Here is a 23,008-nt window from a genome sequence, read left to right as displayed (position 1 = left end):
ACACGCCATACACCTAGAGCGTTGTGTAACATTAGAATAACTAAATGGAGGAAATGACTTTAACTGAAAAAAATATTGAAAAGATAATTCGTGAAAGTAATTTTTCGTCATTTATGAATAATTCTAAATGGGAAAAACTATTAGAGATTCTAATTGAGAAATTTGATTCTTTACTAATCCGTTATAAACTAATTGGGCGAGACAAAATTTCGGAAACTGAATTTAATATTGTTGATTTCAGTCCTTTTTTCATTGAGCCTATTTTATATAAAGAAATTGAATGGATTGAATTCCCTCAAGAAATGATAACGATCAATAATAAGCGAGTTTCACGACAGACAATTTCTGAAAATCACCAAAACATCTCTGAAATTGAATATCTGATTAATAAAACTGGAGTTTTTAATTTGGAAAAAGACAATCGAACTCTGAAAATATATGGATATAAATAACGTTACACAACACCGGCTATAGTTCATTGCTTCTGATTTTCTATCGAAAATCCTCGCAATTTGCTATCTTCGGTTTACGGCGGAAAATCCTCCCGGATTTTCACGCAACGAAACCATAGCCAAAACCGTTACCACACATTTGAACAAATCAACAGAAATAGAACTTAAATTTAACCGAAAAGACTTTGAAGAAGTCTATTTCAATGGAAATCAAGTGAATTATTTCAAAAGTGAAACTACGAAAAGACCTTTTCAGAACTTATTAATTTCTTCCTTGATATTTCCTTTTGTTTTACATAATACAATAAGCGAAAGTTCAGCTCATATATTGACTATAATTATCGGACTTATTTTCTTGTATAATCTTATAAGTTATCTGATTAAAGCATACGGAATATGGGTAAAAAGAAAAAAAGTAAAGGAATATTTAGATGGTGTTGAAAAAATTAAAAGTCATAAATTAATTCTGACTAAAGATTACTTTGAGATAATTCAAGAAAATGAAAAAGTAGTTGAAAAATGGACTGACTTTAAACCAGCGGAAATTAATGAGATGTTTGTTTACTTATTATCTAACAAAGAAAACTATCTTATTCCAAAAAAATCAATGACTGAACTTGAATACACCAATCTGACGGCAATTCTGACCGAAAAAATAAAATGAAAAATACGGCAAAAAACATTTTAATAAACACAGTAATTTATTCAGCTCTAGCTTTCTTAATTATAATCTTACAAGTTCTCATCTTTTGGTTTATGTTTGGAGAAGGAACGGAATCTGGTAGAATAGCAGACCTATGGTATGTCAATTTGATTTTGGAATATTTACCATTAGTTATCATTTTAAGTGTTCTATCATTTGGAACATTCAAACGTTATAAGAACAAGGAATTAAATAAAGTAAAAGCCAATTTAGTTACGATTTTTATTTTGATAATTATATACTTGTTAAGGTATCAAATTATAGACTTAATCGGATAAAAAACGTGTGGTAACAACGTGTATAATTAATTGCTTTGGCAAGTGCCTATTTGGAAAATTCCTTCGGAATTTTCTTGCGTTCGTTTTTGTTTACTAAATTAGTTGCTTAAACACGCAACTAACCATACACAAAACCGTTAATTGCTCCTCTAACAACTATATTGTGTATCTTTAGCCTTCTTCGTGAACTACACACGAAACTATAAACAACAAATTAGACATTTAATGAAAATTTCAAACTTATTTTTAATTCTTTACTTATTCTTTATTTCTTGTAAAGAAAAAACTAAAAAATCAACTGAATTTCAAAATGACACTCAAATTGAAGAAGTTTCGAAGAAAGATAGTATTCAAAAAAAGAATGTTGACACAATAATTAATCCTGAAATTACTCAAGACACTTTATCTGAAATTAATGAAGAACAGAATTATAAAAAGTCGTTGGACTTTGACAAATTTGCTACTGAAAAATTTTCAGTTACCAAAAAGGCAAAATTAGATTTTTCGAGTAATGAAAATGCAAAATATTTCAAAACAAGAATTATTGACGCTTATAAATCTGATAATCCAGATTTCGCAAGTTATTATATTGGTGTTATTTTCGGATGTGGTTCAAGTTGCATAAATGGATTTATAATTGATGTGAGAGATGGTAAAATTTACAATTTGCCATTAGGTGAAGAACACTCTTGTCTTTTCGCAGAAGATAGAGCAATTTGCGAACAGAACAGCAGACTATTTATTTCCGGCATTTGTAAAGAAAATCCAGAAGATGAAAAAATATTTTATGACGCATTTTTATGGAATGAAACGAAAAAAATATTTAAAAAAATAAATGAGAATGAAATAACTTCAAAATATCAATAGTAAAATAACAAAGTGTAATGAATGTTTTAAAAAATTTTATTATTAGAATATTGGTTGTAGGAATTCCTCTTATTGGTTTGTATTACTATTCACAAATAGTATTTGAAGCCAATAGAAGAAGAGAGCATCCAACAGATGCTGGTTTGGGAATAGCCTTGCTATTATTCGCATTACTTTTACTTTTGTCAATTGGACTTATTGTAGATTTAGTAATTAGAATAAAGAAAAAGGAATATAAAATAGCTCTAACAAATATTCCATTTTTGATAATATTCTTAATTCCAATTTTATATATAAATTGTCAAATGGGTGATTATTGTGAAGATTGTTTTTGTAGTTGGCTTATTGAAATAATAAAAAAAATATAATTTATTTGGTGTAAAATAGCACTACCGCCAACAAGGGTTTTGCGTCAGGCGGGCTGAAGTGCAAAATTCAACAGTAGTTTTTCAATTAAACTTTAGTAATAATATCGGCTTTTGTGCTTCGATTTCCCGCCCGAACGTAAAACCCCAAAACGTTGCCATTAATTAGCCAAATCAAGAAACTTAATGACTAACTACACAGTATTGTTTACTCAACAAAGCACATTATGAATTTCGAACAAGTAAACACACTTTAAATTTGAATTAATAAACATTTATATCAAACCAAAATGAAAATAAATAAACTATTATGGTTACTGCTAATAACAGTTATGATGAATACCGTTAAGACTCAAGCTCAAAAAACTTGGACTGGCAATTTATTAACCAAAAACTTGAAAGATTTTGCTTCTGGCAACTATACAGAAGTTCAAGGAACTATTACAATTGAAGGTTTTAAAGGAGTAGATTTAACCGTACTGGAAGAACTACAAAAATGTTCTGGGAATATCACTATTAGTAAGAATCAGAAATTAGAATCTTTAAAAGGTTTAGGAAATTTACTAGAAGTAGGAGGGAAAATTGTGATTAAGAAAAATCCAGAGTTGTATAGATTTTGCTCACTTAAAAAACAGTTATTGGAGGAAGGGATTAAAGGTGAAGAGATAAGTAAAGGCATTATAGAAAAAGTAGATATAGAGCGTAATGGATATAATCCCTCTTTTATGAATTTACAAAACAAAGATTGTTACTCTCATAAGATTTCAGATTTTTGTTTTTCTTGTTAAAAGTATAAAAAATGATAGATAGAATTATAAAAATATTGATGTTACTAGTGTTTATCGTAAATGTAAATGGGCAAAGTTCTAAGGTTTGGCAAGGTGTTGTATATCCTAAAGATCTAGATACTTTTTTACAAGGGGAATACACTACAATTGAAGGTAATCTTGAGATTTATAAAACAAGTCTTACAAATTTAGCACAGCTTAAATCCTTAAAAGTGGTTAAGGGTAATGTGTATATAGGTATTTATGACTACAAACGAGATCTAGAAGAAGGAAACGAGTCATTAACATCTTTAGAGGGGCTTGATAATTTAACAGAGGTTTCTGGAGAACTAGTGATTAGAGATAATGAATCATTAGATAATATTGACGCCTTAAAAAAATTAAAAAAGGTACATCAGCTCAATATCTCCTATAACCCTATGCTCAAAAGTATAGAAGGTCTTAGTAATCTCTCAGGAGAATTATTAGGAGGTTTACAAGTTTATAAAAATAAAAGGTTGCAAGATATCTCTCAACTATCTGGTATCACATTAGTAGGACAACATCTTATAGTAAGTTCAAACTTATCAATTAGAAGTTTAGAAGGTTTACATAATATAAAAGCTGTTAAAGATGGTTATTTAGGAATAAGAAGTAATGCAAACCTTAAAGATTTAAAAGGATTAAGAAAACTTAGTACTGTAGATGAAGAAGTACAAATAAATAGTAATCCCTTAATAGAGAGTTTAGAAGGTCTTGAGAAACTTACAGCAATTGGAAAATTTCTATATATTAAGCAAAACAATAACCTTAAGAACTTAGAAGGGTTAAAGTCCTTAAAAAGTATAGGAAAAGACTTTGATATCAATAAGAATAATAAATTGACCAGTTTAAATGGATTAAAAAAACTAATTACTGTAAAAGGAGATTTACGCATAATAGAAAACCCACTACTAAATGATATTAATGGTGTAAATACATTAAAGGATACCATAAATACAATCGCTATTTATAAAAACGAATCTTTAAAAGAGATTACAGGTTTAAATAATATAGCCGTAGTTAAAGAAAATGTATCGCTTTCTAAAAATTCCCTAGAAAACGTAACAGGTTTTAATGGTTTAAAGAACATAGGAGAGAGCTTAAGCCTCACACTTAACCACTTAAAATTCTTAAATGGATTTGAAAGTCTAACTACTGTAGAAGATTTTGGTATTGGTACAGATCTAGATGTTATTGATTTGACAAATTCATTTATAAAACTTACGCAAATAAAAAAAGGATTTTTTCTACGAAGTGAGGAAACGTTGGTGCATTTTAGTGGACCTAACTCAATCGTTAAAATCGGAAAAATAACGATAACAGATAATGAAAAGTTAGAGTCATTGTCTGGCTTTAATGGCCTTAAGACCGTAACAGAAGGGGTACAAATCAAAGATAATAAACTATTAAAGATAGTTGAAGGGTTTAATCGTTTAAAAACAATAAACGGTAGGTTCGATATTGAAGATAACCCAGTGCTTAAAGGTATTAAGGGATTCAAAAATATAAACTTTATAGATTATTTATGGATAGATGAAAATCGTAAATTATCCAATCTTAGTGGTTTTAATAATTTAAAAAGCGCAAATAAAATATACTTAAGGCGAAACTATGCAATAGAAGATTTAACAGGGTTTAGTAGCTTAGAGAAAGTAAACGAAGAGCTAGATCTTCATAATCTATCAGAATTAAAATCATTAAATGGACTAGAGAATCTAATGTTTATAGGGAAGCAGTTAGATTTTACTAATAATAGTAAATTGATAGATTATAGTGCATTACAAGTTTCTTTTATAAAGTCTATAACCAATAAACACTTGTGGATTTCTAATAATGGATATAATCCCTACAAAAACAGACTTCTTATTCATGATAGATTAAATACTAGTTTGATTCCTGAAGAATACCTAAAACCTCTAAATAGGTGGTGGCTCTCACTCTTACGTAATGAGATTTTTGCCAGAAAAGGTTTTGCTTTTGGTAATCAGGAGTTAACAGATTTTTTTTCAGACATGGGATGGTATCAACCAGAAGAAGGTGTTGAGATTGTCTTAAATGATATTGAAGAAGAAAACGTGAGACTCATAAAAATGTATGAACAAAAACGTATTGATATCGCAACTGGAGCAATACAAAGTTTAAAAAATAAACATCAAGATAATATAGATTTTCCTAGTAATTATGAGAAGTACTATCCCATACTAAGAAAATTCATTAAATCTATAGATGCTAAGAGTGTTTCAAAATCAAATAAACTTACTTTTTCAATAGCAACAGATATTGATAAAAATGTATTGGGTGAAGATATTGAAAGTATTAACAGTGATGTGGTAGATAATATTTCAATTCATTTTAATCATAAAGAAAAGGCATTGCATATTATTATTGAAGATAATCGTCTTGAGGAAAATGAGTACGATAGTTGGTTAACACAAGAGATTATTGATTTTCAGTTTAAGATAAAAGATGATTTTACTATAGATTTTTCACACGCAACGGGAGAGTATAATTAACATAAGTCAGCTTAGATTATTCTTAGAAATTTGACCTGTTATTTTTAATAAAAATGGATAATAGTAGTAATGAGAGCAAAATAAAAAGAGGAAAGATAAGATGTATTGTCGCTGTTTTTGTTCTTGTAATTTTTAAATTGTGTTATTCAATACTAATGTAATAACATAAAGCAAGTATTGGGAGGCAATGAAAATGTAGTAGAAAAATCCTTTGAAAAATAAAATATTATCCGAATTGATATGAACGTTGAAAACGATTAAAACAGAAACCCTAACTTTGTAAAAAATAATATCAATATAATATGCAAACCTTTAAAAACAGAAAGATGTAACCTTCGGAGTCCAAAGTTGAATTTAGAATTCAATAATCGAAAAGAGTGAAAAAATAATTATAATTTAAAATACAATAAAATGAGTAAAATATATTTTACCTCAGACCACCACTTTGGACATAAAAATATAATCAAATTTTCTGAACGCCCTTTTAAGGATGTGAATGAAATGAATGAGATTTTAATCCAAAAATGGAATGAAAAAGTAAACCCAGAAGATGAAGTTTATCACTTAGGTGATGTTGGACTTTCTTCTTCAGGGAAATTGAGAAAAATTCTTGACAGACTAAACGGAAAAATTTATCTGATTAATGGAAATCACGAAAAATCAGCCCAAGATTGTCACTCAAGATTTGAATGGATAAAAGACTATTATGAATTAGTCGTTAAAGATGATGAATTTGAAAGAGGAGAACAATTGATTGTCCTTTTTCATTATGCAATGAGAGAATGGAACGCTTCACATTGGGGAGCATATCATTTATATGGTCATTCTCACGGAACATTATCTGACGACCCAACTTCACGTTCATTTGACATTGGAGTTGATTGTCATAATTTTTATCCACTTTCATATGAAGAGGTTAAAGCTATAATGAAAACTAAAAGCTGGAAACCACCATTTGAAAAGGGTAATAGATAACGCCCTACAACAAGGTATAAAAAACATAGGGCGTTTGGAGTTAAACTCAAACGTCCTTGTTTGTTTATAAAGTCCGCCAAATATAAAATTTGGCATTTTCAACAAAAAAGATAAAAGCAAAATATTATATTTGGCTTAGTACCAAACCCAAACGTATTGCTTATCAACTGCCCTACGTTTCTTATACTGAACGTTGGTAATAATTGCCTGCGGCACGTAGAAACCGTGTTTTAACAAACACTCCTTTTCTACTAATTATTACCAACGCTCTAGGTTAATTGCTCCTCTAACAACTATATTGTGTATCTTTAGCCTTCTTCGTGAACTACACACGAAACTATAAACAACAAAATGTATAACGAATGAGGCACAATTATGGCTACTCATGAGGCTGTGCCTCACACGCCATACACCTAGAGCGTTATATGGCATTTAAAATCAAGCAATGGCAATTTTAGAACCGAAATTAGAAATTATCAAAAGGCAGAAAGTCCAGCCAACTGAAGGCGAATGGAAACTATTGTATTTTCTACTCGAAAAGCTTGATGACACATACGAAATTTACTACCAACCATTTCTGAACGGAGATAATCCTGATTTTGCTCTTATGCGAAAAGGCAGTGGAGTACTTTTAATTGAAGTCAAAGATTGGAATTTAGACCATTATTACATAGATGAACGAACAAAATGGCATTTAGAAAAAGATGGTACACCAATCAAATCGCCATTAAATCAAGTGGAAACCTACAAAGACAACCTTTTCCAATTACATAGTGAAGAACTATTTTTAAGAAGTGTCAAAAACAAGAACAATTGGGCAACTGTAAACTGTGCAGTCTATTTCCACAACGCTACCCAACAAAGATTAAATGACTTTTTGCTAAAAGACTTTCAGGGAGAAAACTATGGTGGCTACAGAAAGTTTGTTAGCTACTTTGGGCTTTTAGGAAGTAATTCACTAAATGTAGATTCATTAAATCAGTTATTATCTAAATTTTGGCTGAACAGACAATCTTACTACTTCGATGAAACTTTGTATAAAAGTATTCGCAGATATTTAAAATCACCACTTCACCAAATAGAAGATGGAATTAAAATAAATTATACAAAAGAACAACAGGAACTTATAAGAAGTGAAGTCAGACCTCGCAGAAAAATCAAAGGAGTTGCTGGAAGTGGTAAAACTTTAGTTTTAGCAAAACGAGCTGTCAATGCTCACATAAGGACAGGTCAAAAGGTTTTAGTCTTAACTTACAATCTTTCCTTAAAAAACTACATACACGACAGAATATCTGACGTAAGAGAAGAATTTTATTGGTCAAACTTTTACATAACAAATTACCACCAATTCTTTAAAACACAAGCCAACAATTACAATCTTGAAATAAATAGCATTGGGAATTGGCAAGATGTGAACTTCTTTGAAAAGGTAAAAGACGGTATTCAAAAATTTGATATTGTTTTAATTGATGAAATACAAGATTATCTGCAATCTTGGATAGATATTGTTACAAAATACTTTACACATAATGAAACAGAATTTGTTGTGTTCGGAGACGAGAAACAGAATATTTATAATCGACAATTGGATGAAAATAACGAACCAATTGTAAGGACAATTCCTGGAGTGTGGAATAAAACTCTAAATACTTCTCATAGATTTTCAAGTAACATTGGGAATATTGCAATCAAATTCCAAAAAACTATTTTCAATCAGAAGTACAACCTTGACGAAATAAATGTCTTGTCCCAACTCGACTTTGAGAAAAGAATTATCGAATACCACACATTCGACAGTTACACAACCCAAAATTTGTATAATGTAGTTTTTGACGTTTTAAAACGAAATGAAATTCATTCTTCAGATGCAGGAATTTTATGTTCAAAAGTTGAGCTTTTAAGGGAGTTGGATTTTTTAATAAGAACAAAAAAGAAAGAGAAGACTGCGACCACTTTTGAGAGCCAAGAAGAATTTGAGAAAGTAAAAGGTAATGTTAAAGCAATCGAAAAGTTAAGGCGAACGAAGAAAAACCACTTTTGGATGAAAACAGGAACCTTAAAACTTTCGACCACTCACAGCTTTAAAGGTTGGGAAATAAATACACTGTTCTTGTTCATAGAAAAGGAAGAAGACGATAAAAAATTTACGAATGCTGAATTAGTATATACAGCTTTGACAAGAGCAAAAAGAAATTTAATTGTTTTCAATTTAGGAAATCCGAAATACGACAATTTCTTTAAATCAGAAATCCAAAATTGCTTTGAACATAGGATAAAAAACGCCATATAACAAAGAACTGAGGTAAAAAACAAGTAAATTTCACAAAATTTTATACCAAAGTACTTTTATAATCAGCATCATACGGTAAACCACTTTTTACAATAGCAAAAGCTTGTTTTAGTAACTTATTACACACCGCTATTAAAGCAAGTTTTTTACTCTTACCTTTAGCAACTACTCGTTCATAAAGTTCTCGACATGCTTTGTTGTATTTACAAGCATTAAAACTACACATAAACAATAAATTTCTAAGCTTAGGGTTGCCCATTTTACTTATTCGTGGTCTTCCCTTTATACTACTTCCTGATTCTCTAATAGTGGGAGTAATACCTGCGTAACTGCACAGCTCTTTTGCTGAAGTAAAACGATTAAACCCATCGGTAAAAACTAATAACATCAGTGCTGTCTTGCTTCCTATTCCGGGTATAGACTTTAGTAATGTCACTTCATTTTGGTAGCTCTTTTTTACGTTCTCTGACAACAACTCCTCTAATTTAAACATCTATTTTTGTATGTTTTTTAGCTGTCTTTTTAATGAATTAACTACAGCTTTTGATGGATTTCCTAAGACAGATTCGCCATGAAGCTTATTCTTTAATTGAGTAGATTGTTTCGTGTAAACTCCCAATAAATGTACTATTTGTAAACATTCTTGTTGTTCCTTACTCTCTCCTTTCCATAAAGATGGGGCTTGACTTACGCCATAATTATATAACTGTTTTGCATCACTCTTATCCGTCTTTACTTTTGATAAATTCATTTGAATAAATCGTTTTACCTTCAACGGATTTTCTACCGATACCAAAATTCCTTTTTCTAATAAAAAATAGGCTAATCGTACATGATAATATCCTGTAGCTTCCATTATACAATGAGTTAAATCATTTGTGATTAACAACAGCTCTTTAAAGCCTGATGCATCATTTTCAAACTGATACCAATTACCTTGATAATCATATACATCTAAGACTTCTTTACTAACATCGATTCCTAAAAATTGTTTATTTTTACTCATAAGAAAAAAGGATTGGAAAGAAAACACTACCAACAATTCAACAACTTGAAAACGAGATCTTGGTCTCATAGAACTGAACGAATTCGAAGTAGTAAAAGCGTAGGGATTATCAATGTTGACGAAATCTAGGTTTCAACGTATATCATAACCTTACTCTACGCTTTTTTCTTTCTGATTTATATTTCTAAATTTAATGAATTGCTAACTTAAGATGTATAAAAATAATTGCTCAATTTTGGGCTTAACCAAAGGTCGTTGCAAGTTTACTACGTCTGATTTTCCTGCGGAAAATCCTCGCACGTAAACCCGCAACTATTCTTATACGAGAACGTTCTACGCAATTTGACCAAACCAAGAAAATGATAGTAAAATATAAAAATTCCGTAATTGAAATAACAAATGAATCTGATTTGGATTCAGCGGAATTTGGTCAGAAATTTAAGAAACAATTTCCAGCCAATTTAGGAATTGAATTGGAATATGAACCTTCCTCAAAACACGGAATTAGAATTACAGAAAACGGAATTGAAAAGTGTAGCGCATTATTATTGGAATCTGGAGGAGCAACTGGAATTTCTGAAAATTCATTTCTAATTAAAAACGACCGAATTTACATTTGCTGTTCTGACCAAATATATTCTCTGAATTTAACGGATTTGTCTGCTAATTGGAGAAATCAATATGACGTTGCAACTTGTTTCGGAATTTATGAATTTGACGAAGATTTTATCGTTCACGGAGAAATTCAAGTGAGCCGAATTGATAAAAATGGAGAAACTAAATGGAATTTTAGTGCGAGAGATATTTTTGTAAATCCAGATGGAAAAACTGAATTTAAAATTATCGAAAACCGAATTGAATTAATAGATTGGGAAGGTTATAAATACGAACTGAATGCTGATGGAAAAATATTAACTGAAATAAAAACTGCGTAGAACACCGTGTATAATTCATTGCTAGTACTCGCCTACTTACGAAAATCCTCGCGGATTTTCTATTCGGTTTATATTTGCTAATTTAGTTGCTGAAACACGCAACGAAATCATACACAAACACGTTGTAAAACATATAAAATAGACTTTGCGAAAATTTGTTTTCAATAAAGAAAAATATGGATTCCCATTGCTCATGGATCTACATCGACTTGAAGGTAATCCCAATCTATATTTCGATTCCAAACCTCACATAACAGATTTTTTTGAGATTATAATTTTTGAAAAATCTAATGGAATCATTGAGTTGAATGGACATATTTTAGATATTGAGAATAACAGCTTCTTTTTTGTTTGCCCTTTTCAAAAGAAAAGTTGTAAAATCTCACTTTCTGATATAAAAGGGTTTCATCTAGTTTTTAAAAATGATTTTTTGGCCGATTTTTTTGATGATAAGTTGTTTGCTTATCGATTGCAATACTTTTATAATGCGCAACATCCACAGTATTTAAAATTGCAAAACTCAGATTACGTTACAATACAAACAGTTTTAAATGAAGTCGTTAATGATATTGAAAATTTTCAAAATGATAGCCCTCATATATTGCGTTCGCTTTTATACTTTTTGTTATCCAAGCTCAATCGATTGTACTCAAAGCATTATAATGTCTCAGATAACACATTATCAAATTCTATCATTTACAGGTTTAAAGAATTACTAGAGAAACATATTCGTAACCTGCATGCTGTAGACGAATATTGTAATCTATTACGTGTAAAACGAAATAAATTAAATGTAGTTACCAAAGAACACACTGGTTGTACTTCAAAAGAATTTATCGACAACAGATTGCATCAAGAGATTAAAATGGAACTATATTATTCCGACAAAACAATAGCAGAAATTGCCCATGCATTAAATTTCAGCGACCCTAACAATTTGACTAGGTTTTTCAAAAAAAAGGAAGGAGTCAGTCCTTCAGCTTATCGAAAAAAACACCAAATTGATAGGAAATAACCATGTATTGATAGGTGGTTTGAAGTATTTCAAATAGATATTTGCAAAAAAAATCATGAAACTACTAGTTTACCTTATCATCGGCCTTTATAGCCTTCAAATTACTTTAGCACAAAATAGTCCAACAATAATTGAGATGACTCCCTCTAATTGGAACATCCCAAATGATGCTTTGTTTGAAAAATTTGACAATAGAAAAACTCTTGTACTAAAAAACGGAAGAGCAACGGTTAAGAATAAGAATTTTATAAACGGATCTATTGAAGTAGATGTCTATGCTAAATCTATAAGAAGTTTTGCAGGTATCAGCTTCAGAGAGCAAGACGATAATTTGGAGGAGGTATACATGCGATTTCACAAATCAAATCAGGCTGATGCTGTTCAATACACTCCAATGTTTAATAACGAGTCCAATTGGCAACTATATAGAGAATACCAAGCAAATGCGGCCTTTAAAAACAAAGGGTGGAATAGCTTACGCATCGATGTCAATAACCTAAAAGCCGAAGTATTTGTAAATAACATTAAAGTTCTGGCAGTAGATAAATTAAGAACAGACCAAGAAGGAGGTATTATAGGACTATGGGCATTATTTGGAAATCGATTCTCAAAATTTAGGGTTACAAACAAAGCTATTACAGAAAAACACAGCATACCAACCCAAACTCTTCTTGGCAACACAAACATCATTAAGTGTTGGAGAATTACCAAAGCCTACCCTTATAAAGAAAACAAAATACAATTCCAGAATTTTTCAAAGGAAAAATACACGACAGTATCAACCGAAGAATCAGGGTTATTACCTATATCTAAATATGTGAAAAAGACATCTTCTGGTAACTTTGAACAAAATAAGGAAAATTATATAATTGCTGCTACAACCATCCATTCAGATAAACAGAAAGCCCAACTTTTTTCCTTTGACTATAGCGATAAAGTTTTGGTATTTCTTAACGGTGAACTTCTTTTTAGTGGAAATAATGCTTTTAGACAAAAAGGTGTCCAGTATATGGGGCACATGGATATAAATACCAATAAACTATATCTCCCACTTAAAAAAGGTGAAAATAAGATTCATTGTGTAGTTATAGATAAAGCGAATGGTTGGGGTTTAATAGCTAAACTAGAATAATACGTTTTACAACAATGGCTACTCATGAGGCTGTGCCTCACACGCCATACACTTAGAGCGTTGGCGTGCATTTAAGAAAACTCGTTAGAAATATTTGATTAAGATGAAAATTGGAGATATTGTTGAATATGATAATGAATTTGGAATAGTAATTGAAATTCCAGAAATAGACGACAACGGAAAATATTTATCTGGAGACTTACTCGTGAAATGGGATAACGAAAAAGAAAACGATATTGAGAATTATCTTGGAAATTTAGAAGGATTTCTAAAAATTGTAGGTAAGCACGAATTCAAGTTTATAAAACAAAAAGAGCATTTGAAAAAGTAAAATATTATGAGTCGCTCAAAAAAGAAAACAAAAATACACGGAAATACAACAGCGAAATCTGAAAAGGAAAATAAGCAAGACGCAAACCGAAAATTACGCAGGATTGTAAAACAAAAAGTTAACTCTGGAAAAACTGAATTACCTGAATTGCGTGAAGTTTCGAATGTTTGGAGTTTTGACAAAGATGGAAAAAGATATAATTCTGAAATGACTGAAAAAGAATTACGAAAATAAAAAACTACAGGTAACATCGGCTATAATTCTACCCAATTTTATTTTTTACAATATTCTTTGCTATAAGATTTCAATAAGATATATAGTTTTTCGGGGTTGAATGGTTTACTCATAAAACCATTCATTTTATGGAGTCTTGTTTTCTCTTTTATATCGGTTTGCGCAAATGCTGTAAGTGCTATAATTGGAATATTCGCTTTCTTCTTATCAGGTAAAGCTCTAATAATTTTAGTGGTTTCATACCCGTTAAGTTGTGGCATCTGCAAATCCATTAAAATCAAATCAAAATCAAAATCTTTATAAATAGCCAACACTTCTTTTCCGTTTTCAGCAGTTTTGTATTTCACATTCCATTTTAAAAAGAATCGTTTTAAAATAAGCATATTCAGTTTATTGTCTTCTGCAACCAATACATTGATAGTTATAGGTTCATAGTCTGGTTGCTGTTTAATCATTTCTGGTTCAAAAGCATTAAGCCTATTGCTAATTTTATATTCTATAACAAATGAAAAAGTAGATCCTTTTTTTAATTGACTTTTAACTTTTAAATCGCTTCCCTGCAAATTCAGCAATTTTTTGCTAATAGATAATCCAAGACCAGTACCACCATATTTTACAGATGTTTTAGAATTGGCTTGCATAAAACTTTCAAAAATTGATTCTTGTTCTTTTTTAGATATACCAATCCCTGTATCTATTACTTTAAATTTAAGTTTAACTTTATTTTCCTTTATCCCTAAATTTTTAACGCTTAAGATTATACTTCCTGTATCTGTAAACTTCAACGAATTGCTTAATAAATTCTTTATTATTTGTGCCAACTTTAGTTTGTCTCCAATAATATTATTTGGAATATCGTTTTTTTGAATTAATTTAAACTCCAACCCCTTCTCTTCAGATCTTAAAGTAAAATGGGATTTAATGTTTTTTAAAAAATAATTTAAACTAAAATCGTCATCTATAATTTTTACTTTTCCTGATTTGACTTTATCAAAATCTAATAAATCATTAATCAACCCTAACAAATGTTCTCCTGAATACTTCAATGCTTTAAGATTTTCTATCTGTTCTGGCAAATGATCTTCCATCAATAAGATATTTGTTAAACCAGTAACCGCGTTTAATGGCGTTCTTATTTCATGGGACATTGTTGATAGAAATTCATCTTTGGCCTTACTGGCTTTTTGTAGCTCTATTTCTGTTACTTTTAAATTAGTTATATCGGTTATGGTTCCTATAAAACCTGATGGCTCTCCTTCTCTGTTAACAATTAGTTTGGATTTCAATTCAAACCACATCAATGTGCCGTTTTTCTCATGCTTAAAAATTAATTTTATATGCTTTTTCTTTAAAGAGAACATGTTATTAATTATTCTCTTTCCTTCAATACCATCTTTTTTGAGAAACTCTTTAAAATTTTTTCCTATAGATTCTTCAAGGGGTACCCCTGAATACTCTACCCAAGCATTATTTAAGAATGTAAAGTTTCCTTTTAGGTCAGTTTTAAAAATAACACCTGAAATATTATCTACTATATTCTCTAATTGGGTTTTAGTATGATCTCTTTCAATAGTTAATTTTTTATTTGCAGCAAACAGTTCCTTTGAGTTTTGTTCAAGAATGTTCTCAATATGCTTTATATCTTTATCAAAGCTTTTATAAGCTTCATTGACCATATTTATAAACTCAAAATACCTTGGATTTTCTAAAAAATCCAGTCCAGCTTTTTTTAGCTGCCTGTTTAATAACCTATGATACTCATTTTTTACCATTCTGAAAGCGTTGTTATTGTCATGGTTTGATTATGAAGCTCACAAGGAGAGAACTCTCCAAATGGAGCTATTTCGCCATATGAATAAAAACCTGTAACACAAGGTTTTTCTCCTAAAACGTCCCGTACTACTTCTACTTCCTCTTCAACCAATTGCTTTAATACTAACCTTCTACCAACACAACTTATTAGTATTGCTAATTCTGAACTATTCTTAAACTCTTTATTGGCTAATTTTGCTGAATCTCCAGCTCCATTAATTAATCGGTCTACATTGGCTTTCATCAAACGAACATAAGCTCCTTCAGGAATATTACCTGCAAAGGTTAAACTTTGCGTTTCTTCATCTACAGCCAAAATTGTTCTTACTATGGGATCTGAATTCTCATTTATTCTCATACTCAAAGGAAACAATAACCCCGAGCTTGGTAAGTTATCTGCTTGTTCTCCCAAGAAGGATTTATATAGCTTTAAAGCTGGTAAGCCATCTAATTCAAAAAGTTGATTTTTAGAAGATTTTGTAACCTGTCTTTCTAAACCAAAGCTATCCCAACCACCTTTAGAACTGAAACCGATTTTTAAACCTTCACCATAGAACCCTATAGCCACAATGGTCTTGTCTACAATCTTATCATCATTAATCACAAACGTTTTTGTAAATTCTGCTCCATCTGCAGCTAAGCCTCCAGTAATACTTACATTTGGTAATTTCAATTTTAAACCCGAAACCAGATCTGCTCCGTTGACATTTAAACCATCGCTCAAAATAAAAACATGTTTTAAATCCTTATTATAGAGCTTATCAGCCAGCTCTTGACCTGCTTTATAACTGTCTTCCATAACTTTAATTTTGACAGACTCCTTTTTGTAGGTTGTTTTTTCTAATTGAATTGCTGTAATTGATATCGTACTATCTTTTACTGTGATATCTGATATTTCACCAGCTGTAGAGCATCCCATTACACCTGCTTTAGGATAGTTCTTATTTAGAAAGTCTACTACTTCTTTTTTATTACGGTATTGAGGAGAAACAAAAAGAAGGAAAATATCTACATCTATATTTATTATAGAAAGCATTTCTTTCCAGTTATCCTCTGCTAAGGAAATTTGCTGAATTTTCATAACTAGGTTAAGTTCAATAACTTAAAAATAACAATATAAATGGATTTTTAACATATTTTATCAAAAAAAATTAAATTTTTAATACAAAAAATATTATAAACAAATAATCAACTTACTTGTTTAACTTTCAAAATACTACGTGAATAGATGGTTCGTTCCGATATATTTCAAAACACAATTATCTCTATTACCTTAAAAACAGTAAAACAAAATCATTTTTTAAGCATGAGAAAAAGATGAATTTGAAAGAACGGAAATTAATGATGTTCTAAACCTAACCAAAACCGTAAAAAAAATTGAAAAAGCCTGCTCGAATTGTATCAGAATGTTTGATTGGTCGAGAGGTGGAGCTATGGTCTATTTAACTCTTAAGAAATCGGTCAAAATAAAAACTACAGGTAATAATGTATAAAAATAATGCTAAATTAGTTGCTTAAAGACATTATTAATCTTGTACAAACCGTTCGCTACAATCAAAAAACATATAAGTAATAAAAGATAAAGCATGAAAAAAGTAATCTTCGCTATTATGATTTTAACTACAATCATATCTTGTAAAAATCAAAATGAATCTAAAGGCGAATTAACAGATATAGAAAAAAATACACCTGAAAGAACTGTTTCCTTTTCAGGAAAATCATTTGAATATAATTACGGTGATTATGTTTATGAAGTTAATTTCAAATCAGAAAATACATTACATTGGAAATGTGTAAAAGGAAATGAAAAAGGAAGAGAAGCTGATGAAACTTACTCTAAACAAAAACTGAACAACTATACCTTATTTATTTCATGGGTTGAAGAAGATGGATTAGGGGTAAGTCAAGTTGTTAACTTAAAAAATAATACTGTTAATACTTTTTTAAAAATAGACAAAGAAATAATCCCACTTACAGGGACAATTCATGAATTACAAAAATTAGATGAATAAAAACCAACAGGTATCTAGTATATAAAAAGCTAGTTTAACTGTACGGTTTAAATTGATTTATGAAATACATCAAATTTTTAATTTGGCATTTAATAATGATAGGTTAAAAATAACGTATCGCTTTGCTTTAATCTTAAGAATCTTGTGTGTTTTTACACATAAAAAATTATAAACAAACACATTAACATAAATCCTAACATAAAAGAAGGGTAAAAATATGACACCAAACATTAAAAAACTTTTCTCTGAGTTAGAAAAATATGAAAAAGAGGGAACAGATTCTATGGATTGGGTTGAGTATGCCCATCAAGCTATCGATAAAGATATTATTAAGAATCTCGATGAAAAAGATTGATTTATTTAAAAAACAATTACAAAAATAAATCAGATAATATGAAATCTCTTATTTCGGGACATATTCATCTAAATAATATAAATCTTGCAGAGATTAAGCTACAAATACTAACAGAAATGGTAATACATGAACAACTTGATGTTGCTTATAAAGCACTTAGAAAGATTACTTTTAGTTTTGTAACTTCTGGGAGAGATTATGATACAAACCAAAATTTCACCAAGAAAGAACTTAAAGGGATTTTCTTGTCTAAAGAATCAACCTCTTTAATTAAAAAGTTTTTTACTACAAACTTTATTAATAAAACTTTATCTATTGCAAAAGAGTGTGGAGAAGTTCAAAAAAATGAAATTCTAACATTTCTTAAAGTATTAAAAACAACGAGAACAGCCGAACTCCAAAAATAAAGAGTTGGCAAACTAAAAATTCAATATTATGAAAAAATTATTTTTATGCTTAAGCTTAGTATTCTTAATTTCTTGTGGAGCTAAAACTGACTTTGAAATTAAAAATGCAGATGGAGAAACTGGAATTATCGTACAAACAAACGGAAGTATTATTATTAATAATGAAGTGAATGGTAATATTTCAAAAGATGGAACTGTGACAGATAAAAACGGAACTGTAATCGCAACAATAGGAGAAGATAATATACTTCAAGATTCAGAAGGTAAAACTCTAATTAAAATTGACGAAAACGGGAAAATGGACAATGGTTCAGGAACTTTTATCGAATGGTCTGAAAATGGTGAGTTAATGAGAGGAAATGAAAGTACAGGAATGAAAATATCACCTGTTAAAAATGACTCGTATAGAAATGCTTCAATTGTGTTCTTCTTATATTCTAGTTTTGGAAGTTAACCATCAATAACAAACAAAAAGCTCAAATTGTAAAAATTTACAGTTTGAGCTTTTATTATACTATTTTTTATAATTGCTTAAAACAATTCCTCAACTTCAATAGTTAAGCTATTAATAAAGCTTTCTGCTTTTTTAATGTCGTTATGTAATACTCTGTCATCATTTACTATAGGTACATCTTGTCTAAACATACTTACAAAAGATGTTAAAAATTCAGAAGTCTTATTTTTTCTAAAAGAAAGTCCTTGAGAAGCATTCATCAATTCAATAGCTAATACAGAACATACATTATCTATTACCTTTTTAGCTTTAACAGCCCCGTTAGCTCCCATACTTACGTGGTCTTCTTGTCCGTTACTTGACACAATAGAATCTACACTAGATGGTGTACAAAGTTGCTTATTTGCACTTACAATACTTGCTGCTGTATACTGTGGAATCATAAATCCGCTATTTAATCCTGGATTGGACACCAAAAAGTCAGGTAGTCCTCTTAAACCAGAAACTAACTGATATGTTCTTCTTTCAGAAATATTTCCTAATTCGGCAATTGCAATAGCCAAATAATCTAATGCTAAAGCTAATGGTTGTCCGTGGAAGTTTCCTCCTGAAACAATAATATCTTCATCAACAAACACATTTGGGTTATCCGTTACCGAATTGATTTCTGTAATGAATGTTTTCTTTACAAACTCCAATGTGTCTTTTGTCGCTCCGTGAACTTGAGGCATACATCTAAAAGAGTAAGGGTCTTGTACATGTTCTTTTGGTTGTTGAATTAACTCACTCCCTTCTAATACCTCCTTAATACGTTTTGCTGTAGCTAACTGTCCGTTATGTGGACGTACCAAATGAATCAACTCGTTAAAAGGCTCAATTCTTCCGTCAAAAGCTTCTAAAGAAACAGAACCAATAACATCTGCTAAGTACGAAAGTTTATACGCTTTTAATAAGTTATGAACACCATAAGCACTCATAAATTGAGTTCCATTTAACAGTGCTAAACCTTCTTTGGATTGTAAGTTTATTTTCTCCCATCCAAATTTTTCTAATAAACTTTCTCCAGAAACTCGTTCTCCAGAAACATACACTTCTCCTAAACCAATCAATGGTAATGAAAGATGCGCTAATGGTGCTAAATCACCAGATGCTCCCAACGATCCTTGTGTATATACTACTGGAAAAATATCGTTATTATAAAACTCTATTAAACGCTCAACTGTAGCCAACTGTACTCCAGAATGACCATAGCTTAACGATTGTATTTTTAGCAACAACATTAACTTTACAATTTCTTGTGGCACTTCATCACCTGTTCCACAAGCATGGCTCATTACCAAGTTTTCTTGAAGTTGTTGCAAATTATCTCCACTAATCTTAACATTACACAATGAACCAAACCCTGTATTGATTCCATAAATTGGATCACTATGAGTTTTCATTTTTTCGTCAAGATAGGCGCGGCATTTTAATATCTTTTCAGTTGATTCTTCTGATAAAGAAAGTTTTTTATCTAGTAATAAAATACCATGAATATCTTCTAAACCTACTGGTTGTGAATTTATTATATGTGTAGTATCCATTTTAATATTTTTAAGGTGTACAAAGAACCAAAAAAAAGATAAAACTCCAAGGTGATTTTTTGTAAAAAATAAAGCTTAGTTTAAATAAAATGTTAATTTCTTTGATAAAAAAGTTAAAAAAAGTAACTTCGGCGCCTTAAACACCATATTTTCACTAAACATTAAACAATGAAAAAACTAGTACTTTTAGTCCTCTTAGGAGTTACCATAATTTCATGTAAAAAGGAAGAGAAACCTGTTAAAGACTACTTAGTTTTAACGGGAAAGATTGACAACTTCAAAAAAAGAAATATTACTTTAATTGGTTTTAGATCATCTGGTTTTGAATTTGACAAAAAAATAAAATTTGACAAAAAAACTGGATCTTTTGTAGACACTCTAAAAATTGAAAAAGAAGGTTATTATAAACTTTTATGTAATAAAAAGTTAATCAACTTGTATTTAACAAAAACTGATGATACAGGTATCGTTTTTGATTTTAACAACCCTGATTTAATTAATTTTGAAGGGAAAAATGCTAATATCAATAATTATTTCGTTAAAAAACACAAGATTTGGTCTGAGATCTTTGTTAGTGCTAATAAGTTTTTTGCTTTAGAAGAAGAAGATTTTTTAAACAAAGCTGAAGAGCTTAAAGAGTCTTTAACAGAATTAGTTATATCTGAAAAATTACCCGCTGATTTCTTAAAACATGAAATCAAAGATATTGATTATGAAAATTTAAGATATTTATCTAATTATCAAGATTTTCACACAACTCTTACAGGTGACAAAGATTTTAAAGTTTCGGAAGATTTCCCTGACCCTTTTGAAAATTTCAACTTTAGTAGTGGTGAAGATTATCTTAACTCTTACGCATATAGAGTTATGTTAGAAAATAAGCTAAATGAAATAGCTAAAGAAAAAAATAAAGAAGGTGAAGATTTATACTTGACTTATCTAGAAACTGTACAAACTGAAGTTACTGATTCAATTGCTAAAAACGATTTATTATACAGTAGTGCTCAAAATAGTATTACATATACTAGTGATTTGAAAGAGTTTTATAGAAAATTCATGGCGTACTCTACAAATGAAACACATAAAAAAGAAATTACGAAAGACTATGACCTTTTAAAAACTACAGCAAAAGGACAACCTGCACCTAAATTTAAAGATTTCGTTAATTATAACGGAGGAACAACTTCAATGGATGATTTATTAGGTAATGATAAGTACTTATACATTGATGTTTGGGCTACTTGGTGTGCATTCTGTAAAAGAGAGATTCCTTTATTAAAGCGATTAGAACAAGAATACCATGGTAAAAACATTGAGTTTGTAAGTATTAGTGTTGATGATGCTGAAAGCAAAGAAAAATGGAAAGAAACCATCCAAGACAGAGAGATGACTGGAATACAGTTGTTCAGTGGTAAAAAACAAAATGAACTAGAATGGGCTCAAAACTTCTTAATTAAAGGTTTACCAAGATTTATCATCATTGATCCTGATGGTAATATTGTAAGCCCTAACGCTCCTGCTCCATCAGAAGGAGAACGCTTAATTAATATGTTTGATGAATTAGGTATCTAATATCTTATAAATAGAAATAAAAAAGCCGCTAAATTTAGCGGCTTTTTTATATTCAAAACTTTATAGTTAGTAATTAAAAACGATTATCTCCATCTAAAATATCTCCTAAACCACCTAGAACGCTTCCTTCTCCCCTATCACCTTTTCCTGTTTGTGGAGCCATAGCTAAAACTCTCCCGGCTAATCGACTAAATGGTAATGATTGGATATATACAGTTCCTGGACCTCTAAGCTTAGCAAAGAATAATCCCTCACCTCCAAAAATGGTATTTTTTATACCACCTACAAACTCTATATCATAATCAACATCTTGTGTAAAACCTACAATACAACCTGTATCTACCTTTAAAATTTCTCCTGGTTGTAAAACCTTTTTTGCCATGGTACCACCTGCATGTACAAAACCAATACCATCTCCTTCCATTTTTTGCATAATGAATCCTTCACCTCCAAACAATCCTCTACCTAAGCGTTTAGAGAACTCTATTCCAATAGACACTCCTTTAGCAGCACATAAAAAAGCATCTTTTTGACAAATAAACTTCCCACCAAATTCAGTTAAATCAATTGGAATTATTTTCCCTGGATATGGTGATGCAAAAGATACTTGTTTTTTTCCTTGACCATCGTTTGTAAATACAGTCATAAACAAGCTTTCACCTGTTAAGATTCTCTTTCCTGCAGAAAAAATCTTTCCTAACAATCCTTTTTCTTGATTCGAACCATCCCCTAAAATCGTATTCATTTTTACATCGGCATCCATCATCATAAAGCTACCACTTTCAGCAACTACACCTTCTTGCGAATCTAATTCTATTTCTACGTACTGCATTTCTTCTCCAAAAATGCGATAATCTATTTCGTGTGAATTCATAATTTTTTGTTTTTATATCTATAAGATGAGTTTT

Annotated in this window: 23 protein-coding genes and 1 pseudogene; 19 read left to right on the top strand and 5 right to left on the bottom strand. The window is 30.2% G+C overall.

Going from position 1 to position 23,008, the window contains the following annotated elements; all coding sequences use genetic code 11:
• The first annotated feature begins 53 nt into the window (after positions 1-53).
• The 9 genes from ACQYZ7_RS06815 (at position 54) to ACQYZ7_RS06775 (ending at position 9,252) form a co-directional block, all read left to right on the top strand.
• Entirely contained in the window at positions 54-452 is a 399-nt protein-coding gene (locus ACQYZ7_RS06815) for a DUF6678 family protein (RefSeq protein WP_430729022.1), read from the top strand.
• Between the two features lie 139 nt (positions 453-591).
• Complete coding sequence (locus ACQYZ7_RS06810; RefSeq protein WP_430729021.1) at positions 592-1,116, top strand: hypothetical protein; 525 nt, start codon at positions 592-594, stop codon at positions 1,114-1,116.
• Positions 1,113-1,433, top strand: a complete 321-nt coding sequence (locus tag ACQYZ7_RS06805; protein WP_430729020.1) for a hypothetical protein — start codon at positions 1,113-1,115, stop codon at positions 1,431-1,433. The genes ACQYZ7_RS06810 and ACQYZ7_RS06805 overlap by 4 nt, the downstream gene beginning before the upstream one ends.
• 225 nt (positions 1,434-1,658) lie before the next feature.
• Positions 1,659-2,300, top strand: coding sequence for a hypothetical protein (locus tag ACQYZ7_RS06800; protein WP_430729019.1), 642 nt, complete (start codon positions 1,659-1,661; stop codon positions 2,298-2,300).
• A 17-nt stretch (positions 2,301-2,317) separates the two neighbouring features.
• Positions 2,318-2,668, top strand: coding sequence for a hypothetical protein (locus ACQYZ7_RS06795; RefSeq protein WP_430729018.1), 351 nt, complete (start codon positions 2,318-2,320; stop codon positions 2,666-2,668).
• A 287-nt stretch (positions 2,669-2,955) separates the two neighbouring features.
• Entirely contained in the window at positions 2,956-3,453 is a 498-nt protein-coding gene (locus ACQYZ7_RS06790) for a hypothetical protein (protein WP_430729017.1), read from the top strand.
• An 11-nt stretch (positions 3,454-3,464) separates the two neighbouring features.
• The gene (locus ACQYZ7_RS06785) at positions 3,465-5,987 is read left to right on the top strand and encodes a YARHG domain-containing protein (RefSeq protein WP_430729016.1); all 2,523 of its coding nucleotides are present in this window, start codon (positions 3,465-3,467) and stop codon (positions 5,985-5,987) included.
• Positions 5,988-6,398: 411 nt separating this feature from the next.
• The gene (locus ACQYZ7_RS06780; protein WP_430729015.1) at positions 6,399-6,962 is read left to right on the top strand and encodes a metallophosphoesterase family protein; all 564 of its coding nucleotides are present in this window, start codon (positions 6,399-6,401) and stop codon (positions 6,960-6,962) included.
• A 445-nt stretch (positions 6,963-7,407) separates the two neighbouring features.
• Complete coding sequence (locus ACQYZ7_RS06775) at positions 7,408-9,252, top strand: UvrD-helicase domain-containing protein (protein WP_430729014.1); 1,845 nt, start codon at positions 7,408-7,410, stop codon at positions 9,250-9,252.
• A gap of 40 nt (positions 9,253-9,292) precedes the next feature.
• On the opposite strand, the pseudogene ACQYZ7_RS06770 reads toward ACQYZ7_RS06775, so the two are convergent.
• A pseudogene (locus tag ACQYZ7_RS06770) lies at positions 9,293-10,258 on the bottom strand (IS110 family transposase).
• Between the two features lie 359 nt (positions 10,259-10,617).
• Between ACQYZ7_RS06770 and ACQYZ7_RS06765 the strand changes: the two are divergent.
• From ACQYZ7_RS06765 to ACQYZ7_RS06745, 5 genes are all read left to right on the top strand, one after another.
• The gene (locus ACQYZ7_RS06765; protein WP_430729013.1) at positions 10,618-11,193 is read left to right on the top strand and encodes a hypothetical protein; all 576 of its coding nucleotides are present in this window, start codon (positions 10,618-10,620) and stop codon (positions 11,191-11,193) included.
• 145 nt (positions 11,194-11,338) lie between these two features.
• Positions 11,339-12,208 carry an AraC family transcriptional regulator gene (locus ACQYZ7_RS06760; RefSeq protein ID WP_430729012.1) on the top strand — a complete coding sequence of 290 codons (870 nt, stop codon included), beginning with the start codon at positions 11,339-11,341 and terminating at the stop codon, positions 12,206-12,208.
• A gap of 55 nt (positions 12,209-12,263) precedes the next feature.
• Positions 12,264-13,340 (top strand): family 16 glycoside hydrolase, encoded by a 1,077-nt coding sequence (locus tag ACQYZ7_RS06755; RefSeq protein ID WP_430729011.1) that lies wholly within the window; start codon positions 12,264-12,266, stop codon positions 13,338-13,340.
• 103 nt (positions 13,341-13,443) lie between these two features.
• Positions 13,444-13,671, top strand: a complete 228-nt coding sequence (locus tag ACQYZ7_RS06750) for a hypothetical protein (protein ID WP_430729010.1) — start codon at positions 13,444-13,446, stop codon at positions 13,669-13,671.
• Positions 13,672-13,677: 6 nt separating this feature from the next.
• Entirely contained in the window at positions 13,678-13,905 is a 228-nt protein-coding gene (locus ACQYZ7_RS06745; RefSeq protein ID WP_430729009.1) for a hypothetical protein, read from the top strand.
• A gap of 38 nt (positions 13,906-13,943) precedes the next feature.
• On the opposite strand, the gene ACQYZ7_RS06740 is transcribed toward ACQYZ7_RS06745, so the two are convergent.
• Both ACQYZ7_RS06740 and ACQYZ7_RS06735 read right to left on the bottom strand, forming a co-directional pair.
• Positions 13,944-15,677 (bottom strand): ATP-binding protein, encoded by a 1,734-nt coding sequence (locus ACQYZ7_RS06740; protein ID WP_430729008.1) that lies wholly within the window; start codon positions 15,675-15,677, stop codon positions 13,944-13,946.
• Entirely contained in the window at positions 15,671-16,798 is a 1,128-nt protein-coding gene (locus ACQYZ7_RS06735) for an FIST signal transduction protein (RefSeq protein ID WP_430729007.1), read from the bottom strand. Before ACQYZ7_RS06735 ends, ACQYZ7_RS06740 begins: the two co-directional genes overlap by 7 nt.
• A gap of 505 nt (positions 16,799-17,303) precedes the next feature.
• Between ACQYZ7_RS06735 and ACQYZ7_RS06730 the strand changes: the two genes are divergently transcribed.
• From ACQYZ7_RS06730 to ACQYZ7_RS06715, 4 genes are all read left to right on the top strand, one after another.
• Positions 17,304-17,729: a phenolic acid decarboxylase gene (locus ACQYZ7_RS06730; RefSeq protein WP_430729006.1), complete on the top strand. Its 426-nt coding sequence runs from the start codon at positions 17,304-17,306 to the stop codon at positions 17,727-17,729.
• Between the two features lie 217 nt (positions 17,730-17,946).
• Positions 17,947-18,084, top strand: coding sequence for a hypothetical protein (locus ACQYZ7_RS06725; protein WP_430729005.1), 138 nt, complete (start codon positions 17,947-17,949; stop codon positions 18,082-18,084).
• A gap of 38 nt (positions 18,085-18,122) precedes the next feature.
• On the top strand, positions 18,123-18,491 hold the full coding sequence (locus tag ACQYZ7_RS06720) for a hypothetical protein (protein ID WP_430729004.1): 369 nt from the start codon (positions 18,123-18,125) through the stop codon (positions 18,489-18,491).
• 28 nt (positions 18,492-18,519) lie between these two features.
• Positions 18,520-18,945 carry a hypothetical protein gene (locus ACQYZ7_RS06715; protein WP_430729003.1) on the top strand — a complete coding sequence of 142 codons (426 nt, stop codon included), beginning with the start codon at positions 18,520-18,522 and terminating at the stop codon, positions 18,943-18,945.
• Positions 18,946-19,022: 77 nt separating this feature from the next.
• Here ACQYZ7_RS06715 and hutH read toward each other — a convergent pair whose 3' ends face one another.
• Positions 19,023-20,528 carry a histidine ammonia-lyase gene (gene hutH, locus ACQYZ7_RS06710; RefSeq protein WP_430729002.1) on the bottom strand — a complete coding sequence of 502 codons (1,506 nt, stop codon included), beginning with the start codon at positions 20,526-20,528 and terminating at the stop codon, positions 19,023-19,025.
• Positions 20,529-20,696: 168 nt separating this feature from the next.
• Here hutH and ACQYZ7_RS06705 point away from each other — a divergent pair, with 168 nt between their 5' ends.
• Positions 20,697-22,100 (top strand): TlpA family protein disulfide reductase, encoded by a 1,404-nt coding sequence (locus ACQYZ7_RS06705; RefSeq protein ID WP_430729001.1) that lies wholly within the window; start codon positions 20,697-20,699, stop codon positions 22,098-22,100.
• 73 nt (positions 22,101-22,173) lie between these two features.
• Here ACQYZ7_RS06705 and ACQYZ7_RS06700 read toward each other — a convergent pair whose 3' ends face one another.
• Positions 22,174-22,974 carry a TIGR00266 family protein gene (locus ACQYZ7_RS06700; protein ID WP_430729000.1) on the bottom strand — a complete coding sequence of 267 codons (801 nt, stop codon included), beginning with the start codon at positions 22,972-22,974 and terminating at the stop codon, positions 22,174-22,176.
• Between the last annotated feature and the right edge of the window lie 34 nt (positions 22,975-23,008).

It is taken from the genome of Tenacibaculum sp. SDUM215027, from assembly GCF_050566205.1.
Lineage (GTDB): Bacteria > Bacteroidota > Bacteroidia > Flavobacteriales > Flavobacteriaceae > Polaribacter.
Note: the sequence above shows the minus strand (reverse complement) of the source record. Positions and strands in the feature narration are given on the sequence as shown.